Source organism: Streptomyces barringtoniae (genome assembly GCF_020819595.1).
Lineage (GTDB): Bacteria > Actinomycetota > Actinomycetes > Streptomycetales > Streptomycetaceae > Streptomyces > Streptomyces barringtoniae.
Window position 1 is genome coordinate 1 of sequence record NZ_JAJHNP010000023.1, and the last position, 18,062, is coordinate 18,062.

Here is an 18,062-nt window from a genome sequence, read left to right on the forward strand (position 1 = left end):
CTAGGACTCGCCGGGACCCATGCGGCCCAGCAGTTCACCCGCGATACCTCCGATGAGGCCTTCTTCCGGATCCATTTCGTCTCCGGCGGCCTTTTGGGCCTGGGCGTGCCTGCTGGGCCTGCTGTGCTTACTGTCGGCGGCAGGTGCAGTCAGGTCAGCCGCAGGGGCGGGCTGGTCGGCCGTAGGTGCAGACCGGTCGGCGGTGGGCCCGGGCCGGGTCGCCGCGGACGCACCGCTCATCCCGACTGCGGCGAGCAGGATCGGGGTGCTGATCGCAATGGCCAGGGCTCTGCGTGCACGCATTGGCTTCCTCCTCAGCTAGGACAAAGAGTTCGCCGCCAAGCTACCCCGGCATTCCCACCGAATAACCGCTTATCGAACCAACCGCTCGTACAGCAGAAAACCTGTCAGATTATCCCTTGAATTCAAGGCGCCCAGGCGAGTCCGGACCCGTCGGACCTAGACTTGACCGCGTGGTGAGCACCGACTGGAAGAGCGACCTCAGGCAGCGCGGCTACCGGCTGACGCCGCAGCGCCAGCTTGTCCTCGAAGCCGTGGACACCCTTGAGCACGCGACCCCCGACGACATCCTCGTGGAAGTGAGGAAGACGGCGTCGGGGGTCAACATTTCCACGGTCTACCGGACGCTGGAGCTGCTGGAGGAGCTGGGTCTGGTCAGCCACGCCCACCTCGGGCACGGTGCGCCGACGTATCACCTCGCCGACCGCCACCACCATCTGCACCTGGTGTGCCGCGACTGCGAGAACGTGATCGAGGCCGACATGGAGGTCGCCGCCGAGTTCACCGCCAAGCTGCGGCAGCAGTTCGGGTTCGACACCGACATGAAGCACTTCGCGATCTTCGGCCGGTGCAAGGACTGTTCGCTGAAGAGTTCAACTACCACGTCGTAGGGTGGCGGTATGAAGAGCCCTCTGCTGTCCCTGCCCGGCGCCGTCCCCGCCGAGGGTGTGGACGAAGGTGTCGCCGCCCACTACGGCGACCTGTTCCGCGAGCAGCGCGCCCTCGCCGACGGCAACGGTTTCGTCGACCTGTCCCACCGCGGTGTCGTCACCGTCAGCGGTGAGGACCGGCTGAGCTGGCTGCACCTTCTGCTCACCCAGCACGTCAGCGAGCTGCCGGCCGGTGAGGCCACCGAGGCGCTGATCCTCTCCGCGCACGGGCACATCGAGCACGCGCTGTACCTGGTGGACGACGGCAGCACCGTCTGGGCGCACGTGGAGCCCGGTACACAGGACGCGCTGATCGCCTACCTGGAGTCGATGAAGTTCTTCTACCGCGTGGAGGTCGCCGACCGGACGGCCGACTTCGCGGTGGTCCACCTGCCCGCCGGGTCCATCGCCGAGGTGCCCGAGGGCGTCGTCGTCCGCGAGACGCCGTACGGCCGTGATGTCTTCCTGCCGCGCGAGGACCTGGAGTCCTTCGCGGCCGCGCACGCCCCGGCCGTCGGCCTCCTCGCCCACGAGGCGCTGCGCGTCGAGCAGCACCGGCCCCGGCTCGGCTTCGAGACCGACCACCGGACGATCCCGCACGAGCTGGGCTGGATCGGCTCGGCGGTGCACCTGCAGAAGGGCTGCTACCGGGGCCAGGAGACGGTCGCCCGCGTGCAGAACCTGGGCAAGCCGCCGCGCCGGCTGGTCTTCCTCCACCTGGACGGCAGCGAGGTCCATCTGCCGGTGCCGGGCACGGAGATCCGGCTCGCGGACGAGGGGCCCGAGGGCCGCAAGATCGGTTTCGTGACGACGTCGGTACGGCACCACGAGCTGGGGCCGGTGGCTCTGGCCCTGGTCAAGCGGAACGTGCCGCTCGATGCGCGGCTCCTGGCCGGAGAGACGGCGGCGGCGCAGGAGGTCGTGGTCGAGCCCTAGGGCGCGTGTCTTCGATGCGCCAACCGCGCCCTAGATCTCCAGCAGCACCGTGAACGGGCCGTCGTTCGTCAAGGACACCCGCATCTTCGCGCCGAACCGCCCCGTCGCCACCGTCGCGCCCAGCGCCCGCAACCGGGCCACCACCTCATCGACCAGCGGCTCGGCGACATCACCCGGCGCCGCCGCGTTCCACGTAGGGCGGCGCCCCTTGCGGGCGTCGCCGTACAGCGTGAACTGGCTGATGACGAGCAGCGGGGCGTCGATGTCGCTGCACGACTTCTCGTCCTGCAGCATGCGGATCGACCAGAGCTTGCGGGCCAGCTGCGCCGCCTTCTCCTTGGTGTCCTCATGGGTCACCCCGACCAGGACGCACAGACCCTCGCCCTCGATCGCGCCGACCGTCTCGCCGTCCACGACGACGCTCGCGCCGTCCACTCTCTGCACCACCGCACGCATGCGGACCATCATGCCGGGTGCCGGTACGAGGTCACAGAGGACCAATCATAGATCCCTTATGGATCCCTTACCCCCCATCTGGGGCCGTTCGGGGGCACTCGGTCACTTAGTGGCCAGTTGGGGTGGCACGATGCTTCCACACGCCGGTCGAGGGGACGGTCAGAAGCACATGAGCACACCGAGTATCAGCGGGCCGGTGGGAACACAGGGGACGTACCGGCCGCCCGCCCAACGCGCCGACACACCACCGGTGCCGTCGGCCCCGGCGGGCCCCGCGCTGGCCGCCGAGCCGCCCGAGCCCGAACTGGCCCGGCTGAGCCTGCCCGAACTGCGCACCCTGCGCCGCGACGCCCAGCGCGACGAGGCGGACCTCAGCTATGTCCGGCGGCTGCTGCAGGGGCGGATCGACATCCTGCGCGCGGAGCTGTGCCGGCGCGGGCGCGCGTCCCTGCCGGCGCCCGCGGACGCTGCCGTGGTCGACCGGCTCCCGGAGATCCTCAAGGACGCCCCGGCCCGGCACCGCTCCTCGGCCCGCCATGTCACGCTCGGCACTCCGCACAACGAGGAGTACCGGCAGCTGGCCGCCGAGATGCTCGCCGAGGTCGAGCTGTCGGACCTTCAGGCGCGCACGGATCTCGAACTGACCACGGCCATGGGGCGCCTGGTCCGCTACGAGCAGGAGGTCTCCGAGCGCCGCCAGCGCCTGCAGCGCACGACCGACGACTGCAGCGCGGAGATCACCCGCCGATACCGCGAGGGAGAGGCACAGGTGGAGGACCTACTGATCTGAGGGGGCTACTGGACGAGGGCTACTGAACGGGGACGGTCGGACGGGGAACGCCGGGGCGGAGGCGCCCGGACGGGGATAGCCGGGCGGGGACGGCCGGATGGGGAACGCTCGGGCAGAGGCGCCCAAACGGAGATGTCCGGACGGGATGCCCGGGCCGAGACGACGGGTTGGGGAACGCCGGGGCAGAGGCGCTCGAACGGGGACGCCCGGACGGGGATGACCGGGCGGAGGCGGCCGGACGGGGATGTCGGGCCGCCGAGGACTGGACGGGGGAGACCTGGACAGAGACGACCGGGCGGTGATGGCGGGACGGGGACCGCGGGACGGGGATGACATGGGAGGAGGCAGCCGGACGGGGAGGGCGGGCCGTAGAGGACTGGACGGGGGACGCCCGAACAGAGCTGCCCGGGCGGAGACGACGGGATGGGGAACTCTGGGGCGGAGGCGGCCGGATGGGGACGGCGGGACGGGATGACCGGGCGGAGGCGGCCGGACGGGGACGGCGGGACGGAGGCGACTGGACGGGGACGACCGGGACAGAGACTGCCGAGCGGGGACGGCGGCGGGGTGGTGGACGTGGGTGGGGAAAAACGGGAGGACACCCGGGCGGGCGTCCGCCTACCGTGAGTGCATGAGCGACGTCCGGATAGTCACCGAGGCCGACTTCGAGGACTGGCAGCGCGCGCTGGCCACCGGGTTCCTGGAGCCACCCGCCCTGGCGCCCGAGCAACTCGACGCCCGGCGACTGCAGTTCGTGCCGGGCCGGCTGCTCGGTGCCTTCGACCGCGGCCGGTGCGTCGCCACCTTCCGCTCCTTCGCGCAGGAACTCACCGCGGTGGGCGGCGGGTCGGTCCCGGCGGACGCGATCAGCAATGTCACCGTCAGCCCCACCCACCGCCGCCGTGGCCTGCTCACCCGCATGATGAACCAGGACCTCGCGGCGGCGAAGGAACGCGGCGACGTGGTCGCCACGCTGATCGCCGCCGAGTACCCGATCTACGGCCGCTACGGCTTCGGCCCGGCCACCTGGTCGACCCAGTGGACCGTCGAGGTGCCCCGGGCCGGCCTCGACCCGCGCTGGTCGGGCCCGGACGACGGGGGCCGTATCGACCTCGTGGACGGCGCGGAGGTCCGCAAGCTGGGCCCGGAGTTCTACGAGCGGTTCCGTCGCGCCCAGCCCGGCGCGGTCAGTCGCAGCGACCTGTGGTGGCAGGCGAACACCGGCGCCGTCCGCTTCCGCGCCGACTGGACCGAGCCGTTCTACGCCGTCCATCGCGCGGCCGACGGCGAGGTCCAGGGCCTGGTGGCGTACAAGTCCGACGAGACCTGGAACGGCAAGCAGCCGGACCAGACCGCCTCCGTGCTCAGGCTCACCGCCACCACTGCGGCGGCCGAGCGCGCCCTGTGGCACTACCTGTGTTCGATCGACTGGATCACCAAGGTCAAGAGCGGCTTCCGCGGACCCGACGACCTGCTGCCGTACTACCTCCCCGATCCGCGCGCCGCCCGGATCACCGGGCACGCGGACTGGCTGTGGGTGCGGATCCTGGATGTCGTACGGGCCCTGGAGGCACGGACGTACGACGCGACGGCCACGCTGGTCCTGGAGGTCGTCGACGGCCAGGGACTGGCCGGGGGCCGGTTCCGGCTGGAAGTCTCGCCCGAGGGGGCGTCCTGTGTCCCGGCGAGCACCGAGGGCGCCGATCTCACGCTGGGCGTCGGCGAGTTGGCCTCGGTATGGCTCGGCGGCGAGTCCGTGCTGCGGCTCGCGGCGCTCGGGCGGGTGCGGGAAGAGCGAGAGGGCGCCGCCCGGAAGGCCGACGCCCTGTTCCGCGCGCCCGGGCGTCCTTGGTGCCCGGACATCTTCTGACCGCTCCCTGCTGACGGTTCCTTCCTCCCGGCAACCCTGACTGTGCATCCGTAGCGAGCTGTTCAGTTGTGGCTGTGCCGGCGGTGTTCAGTTGTGGCTGTGCGATGTCGTGTTCAGTTGTGACTGTGCGCTTTCGTTGGCCGTCCCCTGTCCGGGCTCCCGGCTCCCCTCCGGAAGGGAGCCCGGTCGGCCAACCGCTGGGAAGCTTGACCATGTCCTGCAAGTTGGCAGCCAACTTCACTGTACTTATCTCCGTTGGGAAGCGGCTCATAACCAGCTGTCGATGAACTGCCGGAACTTGGCGGGAAGTTGTAGTGTTTGTCCGTGGACCCGGAGCACGCCTCCGCCAGTGGACGGACGAGGTCACAGCGGCCCCACACGTCCCATCGCGACATCGCCGACGAACTGCGCAGCCGGATCAGAACCGGTGTGCTGCGGCCGGGACAGCGCATGCCCACGCAGGCGGAGCTGGCCGTCGAGTTCGGCGTCGAACGCGGCGCCGTGCGCCAGGCCCTGCGCATCCTGCAGTCGGAGCATCTGCTCACCAACGTCTCCAAGGGCAGCCCGGCCACCGTGGCGGCGGTGCCCGGCCCGGCCCGGCTGCCGACCGGACCGGCGGCGCCGCCGCAGCCCACGATGGTCGGCCTCGCACCCCGGATAGCGGAGGCTTTCGCCGCCCCTCACGTGCGGATCGACGCGCTCTGCCTGACCTCGGTCTCGCTCACGCTGGCCGTCGGCGAGCCGCTCCGGCAGATCCACGCGGGACGGCTGAAACCGGCCAAGATCGATGTGCGGGTGCTGCTGCCCAGCCGGGACATCGACCTTGCCTTCCCGGCCCCGGTGGCCGCCGACGACCACGGTCTGCTGCACCGGCGCTGGCTGGCCCAGCGCAACGCCCAGGGCATGGTGCTGCGGCAGAACCTGCTGGCCCTGTGCACCACGCACGGCGTCGACGTCCGGGTCTCCTTCCGCGCCCTGCCGTTCACCCCGCCGGTCAAGCTGTACCTGCTCAACGGCTCCGAGGCGCTGTTCGCGTACTACACGCTCAAGCGCCGCGAGCGGGAGATCGAGCACGAGCACCTGGAGCTGTACGACACCGACGGCACGCGCTCGATGCTGTTCGCCTTCGAGCGGCGTGCCGGGCGGCGGGACGCCGCGTTCGTGGAGCAGTCGCGGCTGTGGTTCGACGCGCTGTGGGAGACGATCAGTTCGGATCTCCTGCTGCATTCATAGGGCCGGGCCCCGGAGGGTCACAGCGCCGGGCCCGCGAGGAGCACGGCGAGCAGTACGGCGCCGGCGGAAGTGGCCTTGTGGCTCCTGGTCTCGATGCCGCCCGTGAACAGCAGCATGCCCACGGCGCCGACGACGCCGTACTTCCACTGGACCAGTTGCTCGATGAGGAAAGCGAGGGCAGGCACGGCGGTTCCCCCTAACGAAGATTGGCCAACTCGCAAAAGTTGGCAACCAACTCCACTTAAGTTGTCCCCACTTGGTACCAGTTCATAAACAACTCCCAGGCAACTCCCCAAAGATGGATCAAAGTTGTAGCGTTTGGTCGTGACTCAGGAGCATGTGGCAGTGAACGGCGGCAGGAGGCTCACTCCCCAGGAGATCGCCGGCACCCTGCGCGAGCGGATCCGCAGCGGCGAGCTGCAGCCCGGCGAGCGGCTGCCCACCCAGGCCGAGCTGGCCGGGGAGTTCGGCGTCGAGCGGGGTGCCGTACGCCAGGCGCTGCGCGTGCTCCAGGAGGACGGGCTGCTCGCCGACGTCAGCAAGGGCAGCCCGCCGCGGGTCGCCGAGCCGGCGCCCGCGCGCGGGGAGCCGCAGCCGACCATGGTGGCGCTCGCACCCCGGCTGACCGAGGCGTTCTCGGCACCGCACGTGCGCATCGACGCCGTCTGCCTGACCGCGCAGAGCCTGATCCCCGCGCTCGGCGAGGCGCTGCGCCTGGTCCACGAGGGCCGGCTGCACCCCGAGCGGATCGACGCCCGCATCCTGCTGCCGTCCCGCGACATCAACCTCGCCTTCCCGGTCTCGGTCGACGCCGGCAGCGAGGAGGACGACGCCGTCCACCAGCGCTGGCTGGCCATGCGCAACGCCCAGGGCCAGGTGCTGCAGTACAACCTCCAGGCGCTGCGCGGCACCCACGGCATCGACGTCCATGTCACCTTCCGGGCGCTGCCGTTCACCCCGCCGGTGAAGCTGTACCTGCTCAACGGGGTGGAGGCGCTGTTCGCGCACTACATGATCGCGCGACGGGAGGAGCCCACCGAGAGCGGGACGCTTCAGATGTGGGACACCCTGGGCTCGGAGTCGCTGCTGTTCTCCTTCGAGCAGCGGGCCGGTCAGCGGGACGCGGCGTTCGTGGAGCAATCGCAGAAGTGGTTCGACGCCCTCTGGGAAACCATCACCACGGACCTGACACTCTCCTAGTGACTTCTGATGCGACGACGCAGACCGAGACGGCGCTGACCGAGACGGCGCCGACCGAGACGGCGCTGACCGAGGCGACGCAGACCGGGACGACGCAGACCGAACAGACCGCGAACGAGATCGACCGGCTCCGGGATCTGACCGGAGCTGCCCGGGTGGTCCTGTGGGACTTCGACGGACCGATCTGCCGGCTGTTCGCGCGCCACAGGGCGGAACGCGTCGCGGCCGAGCTGGTGGACTGGCTGGCCGGGCGCGGGCTGCACAACCTGCTCAGCGACTCCGAGCGCGACTCGCTGGACCCGCACGTGGTGCTGCGCGCCGTGGACCGCCGGCACCCCGGCAGCGACCTCGTGGCCGAGTTGGAGGAACGTCTCACCCAGGAGGAGTTGCGGGCCGCCGGCTCCGCGCTGCCCACCCCCTACGCCGACCCGCTGATACGCACGTGGACCGCGGTCGGCTCCCGCCTGGCCATCACCACCAACAACTCCCCCAGAGTGGTCCGCGCCTATCTGCGGGGCCGCGGTCTCACCGCCTGCTTCGCCCCTCACATCTACGGTCGCACGACCGACCTGCACCTGCTCAAGCCCGACCCGCACTGCCTCAACCGGGCGCTGGCCGCGACGGGCTCCGCCCCCTCGGCGGCCCTGATGATCGGCGATTCGCCCTCCGACCTCGCCGCCGCGAACGACGCCGGCGTGCCGTTTCTCGGCTACGCGCGTAACGAACGGAAGGGGAAGGTTTTGCGGGAGGCCGGAGCCGGGTGCGTGGTCGCATCACTGGAGCCGCTGCTGCGCGTGCTGCGCGGCCGGTGACGGCGGGCCGGCCGGCATCCGGAACCCCGGCCCGCGCCGCGCGCCGCCCCCGCCTGCGGGTCCAGGCCGTCAGCGACACCGGCATTCCCGCGCCCCGTCCGCGACAGCCGCGCCAACTCGCCGGGGTCGACCTTCGTGGACAGCATGACGACGTGCTTCGAGGCCACGTGGGAGCTGCTGACGGACGAGGCCGCGAAGCCCGTGCAGCAGTAGCCCACGCCGTTCGAGGGGGCCTCGAGCGCCGTGCTGTAGCATGCGCGCACCGCGTGAGCAACCGCTCCCGTTCGTACGTACGGGATGGCAAACGTGCCAACCCGAATCGGCCTGACGCAGACGAGCGCCGAACACACCCGTTGTGGCTACTCGACCTCTGTTCCGGTCGTGCGGACAGACACCCGCGTTTATCGTTTGCCATACTTTCCACCAGCGCGAGTATTTTCGGAGCGGCCAGTGGGCGCACCCTCCGTTCCCCGCCTCTTTCGCGGGGAACGCGCCGGACCCGGCACAGTGCATGCGCTGTACGAAGGTTTTGTGGGCCTCGCCACGCGAGGGGGCCAGCTGAGCAGCGGCCACCACAACGACAACTACCGGATCCCGCTCACCCTGCCGATGGCGCAGCTCCTGGGCCGGGACGCGGGGACGCCGGTGACCGTGCGGATCCGGCGCGCGGCGGCGCTGCCGGTGGTGATCAGGACGTGGGCCAACGAGGCGGAGATCCTCCGGGCGGTCAGGGGCGTCCTGCCACACGTGCCGGAGTGCCTCGCGGAGGGGGAGGGGTTCGCCATCCACAGCCATGTGGAAGGCGTGCCGCTGTCCAGCGTCTGCGGCGACGGCAAGCCCGTCGACGCACTGCTGATCAAGGCGCTCGCCGGGCTGCTCGCCCAGATGGCGCAGGTGCGCCGGCGCGCGCTGCCGCCGCTTCCGGCCGGCTGGCCCAGCAACGACCAGGACAGCCAGGGCTTTCTGCAGACCCTGGCGCACCTCGCCGACCAGCAGATCCGCCGGCCCAACTGGAGGGCGTTCGGCGGCCTGTTCGCGGCGCTCGGCGTCCCGGAGGACGCTCTCCTCCGGCTGGCCCAGCGGGTGCCGCCGATGGCGCGCCGGCCGTACAGCCTGCTCCACGCCGATCTGCACCGCGACAACCTGATCATGACGTATGCCGGGGAACCGCCGTTGATCTGCGTCGACTGGGAGCTGGCGACGTACGGCGACCCGCTGCACGACCTGGCGACCCATCTCGTGCGCATGCGCTACCCGAGGCATCAGTGGTCGGAGGTGATCGACGCCTGGGCCGAGGCCATGCAGCGGATCCGCCCCGGGGCCGTCAACGGACTGACCAAGGATCTGCGCCACTACATCGCCTTCGAGTGGGCGCAGTCGGTGTACCCGGACGTCATGCGCGCCGCGGTCTCCCTGGACGAGGCGTTCGACCAGCAGGGGCTGGACCATGCCACGGGGCAGGTGTGCCGTGCCCTGGAGGCGGCCCAGGAACCGCTGAACCTGCGCAGCCTGCCCGGTGAGGCGGAGATCGAGCGGGTCCTGTTCCGCTGGCGCGTCTCCCGGGGGAAGGCGCGCAAGGGTCTGTTCTCCGCTTTCGTCCTGCCTTCCTGGAACCCGGACAGACGGGTGCCCGAGCACCGGGACTTCCCCTATTCGGCCGTGCACGCGGCGCTGCATGCGGAGGGCGCCGCTCCGGCCGGCCGGGTGTTCAAGGGAACGGCCCACCTGAATTCCGTGGTCCGGGTTCCCGGCATCGAATTCCCCGTCGTGGTGCGGCGAAAGGTGGCGAACGTCTGCCGGCGCGAACGCAGTTTTCTCAGCGAGCACGCGGTGCTGCGGGCCATCGAGGATTCGGGGGTTCCGGTGGCGGCGCCGAGGATTCTCGCCCTGGGCGAGAGCTATCCCGGGAAATTCCGGAAGGACAGCTTCGCCATCCACACCTACGAGGGGCCGCTCGACACCAACCGGCCGCCCGACCACCCCGTGCACGGACTGCTCCCGCACGAGGCGGACCGGCTGGTCGACCAGCTCTGCGCGCTGAAGGACGTGGACTACACCGAGCTCGACCCCGCGGCCGGCGAGCGGGACTTCGGTTTCTACGGCTGGCTGGCGGACCAGCTCGTGGCGCTGGTGCGGGGCCTGCCCAAGGAGTCCCAGCAGCTGGCCCGGCTGCTCGGCCTGCCCGAGGCGGACCGGCTCCGGCAGATGCTGGCCCGGCACGACGTGAGCCCGCGCAAGCAGACGCTGCTGCACGGCGACCTGAATCCGTGGAACCTCGTGCGCCGTGACGACGCCCTCGCGCTCACCCTCATCGACTGGGAGCTGGCGGCCGTGGGCGATCCCCTGTACGACCTGGTCAGACACATGCACCTGACGCCGACCCGGCCGGAGATCCGGGACCGGATGTTCCGCCGCTGGCAGTCCCTGATGCCCCTCGCGTACACCCGCGACTGGCAGCAGGACTGGCGGGTCTACCGGTGGATCGAGATCGTCCGCTCCGCCTACGTGGACCTCGACCGGCTGGTCACCGGCGCGAGCCTGGACGCCCCCAACGTCCGCCGGGCCGTGGAGTCGTACGCCATGACCCTGGCGGCGGCCAAGGGCTCACTGGGCCTGCCCGTCCGCCCGACGGCGAACCCCTATCTTGCCCGGGCCCTGGCATAGAGGGGCCATGACGGAGCCGAAATCCCGTACACCCGGGGGCACTTGATGTCGGCCGTCCCGGGCGGAACGGCGCGGAGGGGCGGAGGGGGCGTGCGTGTCCGGAGGGCCGAGCGGTTCGGTGCGGGACGGTCCGGGCTCACGGCTGCGCCGCTCGGGCACCGGACCGATCTGAACGTGTGGTCGAGGAAGGGCTCGGCCGCCGCCGGGGAGGGGCGGTCCGAGGGCGGTGCCGGCCGGGTCCCGGTGGTCGCCGCGCTGCGTAGGCTCGCCCCATGGGTGAGATGGGCCTGCGTGAGCGCAAGAAGCAGAAGATGTACCAGGACGTGTCGGACATCGCCGTGCGGCTGTTCCTGGAGCGGGGCTTCGACGCGGTGTCCGTGGCCGAGGTCGCGGCGACGGCCGGGATCTCCAAGCCGACGCTCTTCCGGTACTTCCCGGCGAAGGAGGACCTGGTCCTGCACCGGATCGCGGACCACGAGACGGAGGCCGCGCGGGTGGTGGCCGGTGCGGCCGATCCGGTGGACGCGCTGCGCCGGCACTTCCTCGCCGGTCTCGAGCGGCGCGACCCGGTCACCGGGCTGAACGACCACCCCGAGGTGCTCGCCTTCCACACCCTGCTCTACGGCACCCCGGCCCTGGTGGCGCGGGCGCACTCCCATCTGGAGCGGTCGGAGGCGGCGCTCGCCGAGGCGCTCGGCGGCGGACTGGACGCGCGGCTGGCCGCCGGGCAGATCATCGCCGTACAGCGCATCCTCGCCCAGGAGAACTGGCGGCGGGTCGCGGCGGGGGAGCGGATCGAGGAGGTGGCACCGGAGGCCGTACGGGCGGCCGAGCGGGCGTTCCGGCGGCTGGGGAAGGGGTTGCCGGAGCTGGGGCGCAAGGACTGAGCACCGGTGCGTGAGACTCGGTTAAAAATATAACTCGGTCACGTTATGGCGGTACGCTGGCGTCATGACGTCACTCGACCCCGCCCTCACGGACACCCTGCACACCGAGCGCGCCTACCACGACACCTGCCGCACCGCCCTCGCCGCGATGGTCGAGGGCGCCGCCGAACAGGTCGTCATCGGCGAGGACGTCTCCGCCTCCGGAGCCGACGCCGAGGTCCTCGGCCACCGCCTGCGCAGCCAGGCCAAGGCGCTGCGCGAACTGCCGCCCGGCCCCCTGTTCTTCGGCCGCCTGGACTTCACCGGCACCGACCCGGAGCACGGCGGACAGAGCTACCACCTGGGGCGCCTGCGCATCACCGAGAACCCGGCCGCCCCGCCGCTCGTGGTCGACTGGCGGGCCCCCGTCTCCCGCGCCTTCTACCAGGCCGGCGCCCGCGACCCGCGGGGCGTCGAGGTACGGCGACGGTTCGGCTGGGCGCCGGGCAGCCGGGGCGCCTCCGCCGACCTCACCGGGCTGGAGGACGAGCACCTGGGCCGGGGCGAGTCCCGGACCAGCGACATCCTCGCCCGCGAGATCGAGCGGCCCCGCGTCGGACCCATGCGGGACATCGCCGCCACCATCCAGCCCGAACAGGACGACCTCGTCCGCGCCGCCCTCACCGACTCGGTGTGCGTCCAGGGCGCTCCCGGCACCGGCAAGACCGCCGTGGGCCTGCACCGCGCCGCGTACCTGCTGTACACCCATCCCAAGCGGCTCCAGCGCGCCGGACTGCTGATCCTCGGCCCCAACCGCACGTTCCTGCACTACATCGCCGAGGTGCTGCCCTCGCTCGGCGAGACCGGCGTGAGCCAGTCGACGCTCCTGGAGGAGATCGCCCGGCACCCGGTCACCGGCACCGACCCGGCGGACACGGCGGCGCTCAAGCACGACGCCCGCATGGCCGAGGTGCTGCGCCGGGCGCTGTACGGCAGGGTCACCACCGACGGCGTGACCGACCTCGCCGTGAAGGACGGCTCCAGCTGGTGGCGGGTGCCCGCCGCGGAACTGGCCGCCGTCGTCGAGGCGGTGCGCACCGAGGAGCCGCCGTACGCCATCGGCCGCGAGCGGGTGCGCACCCGGGTGGTACGGCGGCTGCGCGAGCGGGCCGAACGGCGCTCCGGGGTCCTGCCCGCCTCCTGGGTGCGCCGCGTCGAACGGGCCTGCCCCCTCACCGAGCACCTCGACCTGGTCTGGCCCAAGGTCCGCCCCGAGGAGGTGCTGGCCCAACTCCTCACCGACCCGGCGGAGTTGGCGCGAACCGCCGACGGCCTGCTGGACCCCGAGGAGCAGGCGGCGCTGGTGTGGCCGCGCCCGCCGCGCTCGTACAAGTCGGCCCGCTGGTCGGCCGCCGACCTGGTCCTGCTGGACGAGCTCGCCGGCCTGATCGAGCACCCGGAGGGCTACGGCCACATCGTCGTCGACGAGGCGCAGGACCTCTCGCCCATGGAGTGCCGGGCCATCGCCCGCCGCGCCGCCTTCGGCTCACTGACCGTCCTCGGCGACCTCGCCCAGGGCACCACCGCGTGGGCCGCCCGCGACTGGTCGGTCCAGCTGCGCCACCTCGGCCGGCCGGACGCGGCCGTGGTCCCGCTGACCACCGGCTTCCGGGTGCCGGCGGCCGTCGTGGACCTGGCCAACCGCCTGCTGCCCCGCCTGGACGTGTCGGTACCCCCGGCCCACTCCCTGCGCGCGGACGGCGCGTTGAGGATGCGCCCGACCGACGACGTGCCGGGCACGACCGTGACCGCGGTGCGCGAGGCGCTGGCCCACGAGGGCTCGGTGGGCGTCGTGGCGGCCGACGCGGACCTGGACGCCGTGCGGCAGGCGCTCACGGCGGCCGGCCTCGACCCGGCCGGCCCGGACGCGCTCGGCGCCCGCCTGACCCTGGTCCCGGCGAGCATGGTCAAGGGCCTGGAGTACGACCACGTCGTCGCCGTGGAACCGGCGGCGGTGGCGGAGGCGGAGGAGCGCGGCGCGCATCGCCTGTACGTCGTGCTGACGAGGGCGGTCTCCCGCCTGGACGTGGTCCACGCCCGTGCGCTCCCCTTCTGAACAGGGGATGGCGTGTTCTGACAGGGGACAGCGTGCGGGCCATGACCGAGACCGAAGCGTTCAGGGACGTCCCCACCACGACTCTCGCCGACCTCCTCGGCCGCGAGCAGGTCATGGACATCGGCATACGGCCGCTGTGGCAGCCCGTCCCGCGGGTGGCCGGACCGGCGTTCACCGTCAGCTGCCCACCCGGCGACAACCTCATGCGGCACGCGGCCATCCACCGCGCCGCGCCCGGCTCGGTCGTCGTGGTCGAGTCCGGCGACCTGGACCACGCGCCGGCCGGGGGCAACGTGTGCGCGGTCGCCCAGCGCCGTGGGGTGGCGGCGTTCGTCGCCGACGGCCTGATCCGGGACCTGGGCGAGGTCCGGGATCCGGCCTTCCCCGTCTTCGCCCGCGGCATCATCCCGATCCCCGGCGCCAAGAAGGCCGTACGGCCGCTGAACCGGCCCGTGCGCTGCGGGGGCGTACGGGTGGAGTCCGGGGACGTGGTCGTGGCCGACGAGGAGGGCGTGGTCGCCGTACCGGCCGCCCGCGCGGAGGAGATCCTGCGCACCGCACGGGCCAAGCTCGCCAGGGAGTCCGAGGAGACCCTGGACGACCGGGAGAAGACCCACCGGGCCCGGATCGACGAACTCCTCGCCGCACGGGGCTTCCAGGGCTGATCCTGGATCTGATGCTGCTCTTCCTCGACGTCGACGGCCCGCTCATCCCGTTCGGGGCGGGCCCCTACCCGCTGTACGACGGCCCCTCGGCCGCCGTCGCCGCGCACCCGCTGCTGAACCGGGTGAATCCGGCGCTGGGCCACCGGCTGGCCGCGCTGGGCTGTGCGCTGGTGTGGGCCACGACCTGGATGGACGAGGCCAACGCCGTCCTCGCACCCTGGCTGGGCCTGCCGCCGCTGCCGGTCGTGGCATGGCCGGACGAGGACGAGCCCCCCGGCCGGCTCCACTGGAAGACCCGGCCACTGCTCGCCTGGGCGGCGGGGCGCCCCTTCATCTGGCTGGACGACGAGATCACCGCCCCCGACCGCGCCTGGACAGCCGCCCACCACCCCGGCCCGGCCCTGCTGCACCGGGTCGACCACCGGTACGGGCTGGGGGAGGCCGACTTCGGGGTGCTGGAGGAGTGGCTGGCGGGCGTCGGTTGCTGAGGGGCGCGCCCCGCGCCGGGCGCCGGATGATCGGCAGGTCGATGTCCTCGGGCCGACGCACGGAGGAGACCCGTACCGGATTCCCGGGTTGCTGCCCGCGCGTTTCTGGCAGCTGGCGGACGGAGGCGCGCGCCCGGCTCTCCGCCTCGCGGTCCTGTGGCACGCCTGCTACGGCACCGACGGCTGTCCCGACGCCCTGTTGCCGCCCGACCGCCGCGCCGAACTGGCGGCCGTCATCGGTACCGAGGCCGAGGCACCCGGGTACCTGCACGGCTTCTGCGGCCGCAAGGCCACCTATCGGGCGCTCGCCGAGGACGACGGGGGCTTCCAGGACCGTTTCACCTGCCGTTCCCACGTCCCCGAGGCCGGACCGCGCAGGGACTTCGCCGAGCTGACCGCCGCCAACGAACTCGACCTGGCCCGCCTGGACCCCGCCTTCCGCAGCCGGCGGGGCTCCTCGGCCTCTTCACCCGCGTCCGCCCCCTGATGAGCCCAGCGGCCCGGTCGGCGTGCGGGACGGTGCCGGCCGGACAGGTCAGCCGCCCCTCACGCGCCGACATACGCCGCCAGATGTTCGCCGGTGAGTGTCGGGCGTGCTTCGACCAGGTCGGACGGGGTGCCCTCGAAGACGATGCGGCCGCCGTCGTGGCCGGCGCCGGGGCCGAGGTCGATGATCCAGTCGGCGTGTGCCATGACCGCCTGATGGTGTTCGACCACGATGACCGACTTGCCGGAGTCGACCAGGCGGTCCAGGAGGGTGAGGAGCTGTTCCACGTCGGCCAGGTGGAGACCGGTGGTCGGCTCGTCGAGGACGTAGATTCCGCCCTTGTCGGCCATGTGCGTGGCCAGCTTCAGGCGCTGGCGCTCGCCGCCGGAGAGCGTGGTGAGCGGCTGGCCCAGGGTGAGGTAGCCGAGGCCGACGTCCGACATCCGCTCGAGGATCCTGTGGGCCGCCGGGACCCGCGCCTCACCCGAGGCGAAGAACTCCTCCGCCTCGGTCACCGACATCGCCAGCACCTCCGCGATGTCCCGCCCGCCGAAGGTGTACTCCAGAACCGAGGCCTGGAAGCGTTTGCCCTCGCACTCCTCGCAGGTCGTAGCGACACCGGCCATCATCGCCAGGTCGGTGTAGATGACCCCGGCGCCGTTGCAGGTCGGGCAGGCGCCCTCGGAGTTGGCGCTGAACAGCGCCGGCTTGACGCCGTTGGCCTTGGCGAACGCCTTGCGGATCGGCTCCAGCAGTCCGGTGTACGTCGCCGGGTTGCTGCGCCGTGAGCCGCGGATCGGGGTCTGGTCGATGGACACGACGTCCGCGCCCGACGGCATCGACCCGTGGACCAGCGAGCTCTTGCCGGAGCCGGCCACCCCGGTGACGACGCAGAGGACGCCCAGCGGGATGTCGACGTCCACGTCCCGCAGGTTGTGCGTCGTCGCGCCCCTGATCTCCAGGGCCCCCGTCGGCTTGCGCACCGTGTCCTTGACCGCCGCGCGGTCGTCCAGGTGCCGGCCGGTCAGGGTGCCGCTGGCCCGCAGCTCCTCCACCGTGCCCTCGAAGCAGACGGTGCCGCCCGCCGTACCGGCGCCGGGACCGAGGTCGACCACATGGTCGGCGATCGCGATCGCCTCCGGCTTGTGCTCCACGACGAGCACGGTGTTGCCCTTGTCGCGCAGCCGCAGCAGCAGCTCGTTCATCCGCTGGATGTCGTGCGGGTGCAGGCCGATGGTCGGTTCGTCGAAGACGTACGTCACGTCGGTCAGCGACGAGCCGAGGTGGCGGATCATCTTCACCCGCTGGGCCTCGCCGCCCGACAGCGTGCCCGCCGGCCGGTCGAGCGAGAGATAGCCGAGGCCGATCTCCACGAACGACTCGAGGGTGTGCCGCAGGGAGGCCAGGAGCGGTGCCACCGTCGGCTCGGCGAGCCCTCGTACCCACTCGGCCAGGTCGCTGATCTGCATCGCGCACGCGTCGGCGATGCTGACGCCGTCGATCTTCGAGGACCGGGCCGCCGCGGTGAGCCGGGTGCCCTCGCACTCGGGGCAGACGGTGAAGGTGACCGCACGGTCCACGAACGCCCGGATGTGCGGCTGCATGCCCTCCTTGTCCTTGGCGAGCATCGACTTCTGGATCCGCGGGACCAGACCCTCGTAGGTCATGTTGATGCCCGCGATCTTCATCCGGGTCGGCTCGCGGTACAGGAAGTCGTGCAGCTCCCGCTCGGTGAACCTGCGGATCGGCTTGTCCGGGTCGTACAGGCCGGACTCGGTGTAGAGGCGGTAGTTCCAGCCGCCCGTCTTGTAGCCGGGGACGGTGAGCGCGCCCTCGTTGAGGGAGAGGGAGTCGTCGAAGAGCTGGGTGAGGTCGAGGTCGGTGACCGTGCCCCGGCCCTCGCAGCGCGGGCACATGCCGCCGGTGATGCTGAAACTGCGCCGCTCCTTCACCTGCTGCCCGCCGCGCTCCACGGTGACCGCACCGGCACCGCTGATGGAGGCGACGTTGAAGGAGTACGCCTTGGGTGAGCCGATGTGCGGCTTGCCGAGCCGGCTGAACAGGATGCGGAGCATGGCGTTGGCGTCGGTGGCGGTACCGACCGTGGAGCGGGGGTCGGCGCCCATCCGCTGCTGGTCCACGATGATCGCGGTGGTGATCCCGTCGAGAACGTCGACCTCGGGGCGCGCGAGCGTCGGCATGAAGCCCTGTACGAACGCGCTGTACGTCTCGTTGATCAGCCGCTGCGACTCCGCGGCGATCGTGTCGAACACCAGCGAGCTCTTGCCGGAGCCCGACACACCGGTGAACACGGTCAGCCGGCGCTTGGGCAGCTCCACGCTGACGTCCTTGAGGTTGTTCTCCCGGGCGCCGTGCACACGGATCAGGTCGTGGCTGTCGGCTGCGTGCGGTGCGGTGGCGTCGTCCATGCCGGTCACGGTAGCGGGGCCGGTCCGACCGGCGCTTCTCGAATCCTGACGGCAATCCCACGACCCGACGAGCCGGGTGTCACACCCGGGAGCCCGCCGG

General features: G+C 71.7%; 16 protein-coding genes. 13 read left to right on the top strand and 3 right to left on the bottom strand.

Annotated features, from left to right (window positions below; genetic code table 11):
- The first annotated feature begins 473 nt into the window (after positions 1–473).
- A complete protein-coding gene (locus LMU33_RS32760) occupies positions 474–911 on the top strand; it encodes a Fur family transcriptional regulator (protein WP_228624414.1) in 438 nt (145 codons plus the stop codon).
- Positions 912–920: 9 nt separating this feature from the next.
- Positions 921–1,886, top strand: coding sequence for a CAF17-like 4Fe-4S cluster assembly/insertion protein YgfZ (ygfZ, locus tag LMU33_RS32765; RefSeq protein ID WP_228624415.1), 966 nt, complete (start codon positions 921–923; stop codon positions 1,884–1,886).
- Between the two features lie 30 nt (positions 1,887–1,916).
- On the opposite strand, the gene dtd is transcribed toward ygfZ, so the two are convergent.
- Positions 1,917–2,342, bottom strand: a complete 426-nt coding sequence (gene dtd / locus LMU33_RS32770) for a D-aminoacyl-tRNA deacylase (protein WP_067005370.1) — start codon at positions 2,340–2,342, stop codon at positions 1,917–1,919.
- Positions 2,343–2,511: 169 nt separating this feature from the next.
- Between dtd and LMU33_RS32775 the strand changes: the two genes are divergently transcribed.
- The 3 genes from LMU33_RS32775 (at position 2,512) to LMU33_RS32790 (ending at position 6,235) form a co-directional block, all read left to right on the top strand.
- Positions 2,512–3,132 carry an RsiG family protein gene (locus LMU33_RS32775; RefSeq protein ID WP_228624416.1) on the top strand — a complete coding sequence of 207 codons (621 nt, stop codon included), beginning with the start codon at positions 2,512–2,514 and terminating at the stop codon, positions 3,130–3,132.
- A gap of 631 nt (positions 3,133–3,763) precedes the next feature.
- Positions 3,764–5,002 carry a GNAT family N-acetyltransferase gene (locus LMU33_RS32785; RefSeq protein ID WP_228624417.1) on the top strand — a complete coding sequence of 413 codons (1,239 nt, stop codon included), beginning with the start codon at positions 3,764–3,766 and terminating at the stop codon, positions 5,000–5,002.
- A gap of 318 nt (positions 5,003–5,320) precedes the next feature.
- Entirely contained in the window at positions 5,321–6,235 is a 915-nt protein-coding gene (locus LMU33_RS32790) for a GntR family transcriptional regulator (protein ID WP_228624418.1), read from the top strand.
- Positions 6,236–6,252: 17 nt separating this feature from the next.
- Here LMU33_RS32790 and LMU33_RS32795 read toward each other — a convergent pair whose 3' ends face one another.
- Positions 6,253–6,420, bottom strand: a complete 168-nt coding sequence (locus LMU33_RS32795) for a hypothetical protein (RefSeq protein WP_228624419.1) — start codon at positions 6,418–6,420, stop codon at positions 6,253–6,255.
- 133 nt (positions 6,421–6,553) lie between these two features.
- Between LMU33_RS32795 and LMU33_RS32800 the strand changes: the two genes are divergently transcribed.
- The 8 genes from LMU33_RS32800 (at position 6,554) to LMU33_RS32835 (ending at position 15,533) form a co-directional block, all read left to right on the top strand.
- Entirely contained in the window at positions 6,554–7,435 is an 882-nt protein-coding gene (locus LMU33_RS32800; RefSeq protein ID WP_228624420.1) for a winged helix-turn-helix domain-containing protein, read from the top strand.
- Positions 7,384–8,247, top strand: a complete 864-nt coding sequence (locus LMU33_RS32805; RefSeq protein WP_228624421.1) for an HAD family hydrolase — start codon at positions 7,384–7,386, stop codon at positions 8,245–8,247. Before LMU33_RS32800 ends, LMU33_RS32805 begins: the two co-directional genes overlap by 52 nt.
- A gap of 531 nt (positions 8,248–8,778) precedes the next feature.
- Entirely contained in the window at positions 8,779–10,911 is a 2,133-nt protein-coding gene (locus LMU33_RS32810; RefSeq protein ID WP_228624422.1) for a phosphotransferase family protein, read from the top strand.
- 272 nt (positions 10,912–11,183) lie between these two features.
- Positions 11,184–11,798 carry a TetR family transcriptional regulator gene (locus tag LMU33_RS32815; protein ID WP_228624423.1) on the top strand — a complete coding sequence of 205 codons (615 nt, stop codon included), beginning with the start codon at positions 11,184–11,186 and terminating at the stop codon, positions 11,796–11,798.
- A 64-nt stretch (positions 11,799–11,862) separates the two neighbouring features.
- Positions 11,863–13,893, top strand: a complete 2,031-nt coding sequence (locus tag LMU33_RS32820; protein ID WP_228624424.1) for a HelD family protein — start codon at positions 11,863–11,865, stop codon at positions 13,891–13,893.
- A gap of 41 nt (positions 13,894–13,934) precedes the next feature.
- The gene (locus LMU33_RS32825; protein WP_228624425.1) at positions 13,935–14,558 is read left to right on the top strand and encodes an RraA family protein; all 624 of its coding nucleotides are present in this window, start codon (positions 13,935–13,937) and stop codon (positions 14,556–14,558) included.
- 11 nt (positions 14,559–14,569) lie between these two features.
- Positions 14,570–15,046 (top strand): HAD domain-containing protein, encoded by a 477-nt coding sequence (locus LMU33_RS32830; protein ID WP_228624426.1) that lies wholly within the window; start codon positions 14,570–14,572, stop codon positions 15,044–15,046.
- An 88-nt stretch (positions 15,047–15,134) separates the two neighbouring features.
- Positions 15,135–15,533: a DUF6817 domain-containing protein gene (locus tag LMU33_RS32835; protein ID WP_228624427.1), complete on the top strand. Its 399-nt coding sequence runs from the start codon at positions 15,135–15,137 to the stop codon at positions 15,531–15,533.
- Positions 15,534–15,592: 59 nt separating this feature from the next.
- Here LMU33_RS32835 and LMU33_RS32840 read toward each other — a convergent pair whose 3' ends face one another.
- Entirely contained in the window at positions 15,593–17,962 is a 2,370-nt protein-coding gene (locus tag LMU33_RS32840; RefSeq protein WP_228624428.1) for an ATP-binding cassette domain-containing protein, read from the bottom strand.
- Positions 17,963–18,062: the final 100 nt, after the last annotated feature.

Bases quoted from the DNA above. Each gene is read 5' to 3' on its own strand.
- LMU33_RS32815 (WP_228624423.1), top strand. From the start codon at position 11,184: ATGGGTGAGATGGGCCTGCGTGAGCGCAAGAAGCAGAAGATGTACCAG.
- LMU33_RS32830 (WP_228624426.1), top strand. From the start codon at position 14,570: ATGCTGCTCTTCCTCGACGTCGACGGCCCGCTCATCCCGTTCGGGGCG.
- ygfZ (WP_228624415.1), top strand. From the start codon at position 921: ATGAAGAGCCCTCTGCTGTCCCTGCCCGGCGCCGTCCCCGCCGAGGGT.
- LMU33_RS32820 (WP_228624424.1), top strand. From the start codon at position 11,863: ATGACGTCACTCGACCCCGCCCTCACGGACACCCTGCACACCGAGCGC.
- LMU33_RS32840 (WP_228624428.1), bottom strand. From the start codon at position 17,962: ATGGACGACGCCACCGCACCGCACGCAGCCGACAGCCACGACCTGATC.
- dtd (WP_067005370.1), bottom strand. From the start codon at position 2,342: ATGCGTGCGGTGGTGCAGAGAGTGGACGGCGCGAGCGTCGTCGTGGAC.
- LMU33_RS32785 (WP_228624417.1), top strand. From the start codon at position 3,764: ATGAGCGACGTCCGGATAGTCACCGAGGCCGACTTCGAGGACTGGCAG.
- LMU33_RS32825 (WP_228624425.1), top strand. From the start codon at position 13,935: ATGACCGAGACCGAAGCGTTCAGGGACGTCCCCACCACGACTCTCGCC.
- LMU33_RS32775 (WP_228624416.1), top strand. From the start codon at position 2,512: ATGAGCACACCGAGTATCAGCGGGCCGGTGGGAACACAGGGGACGTAC.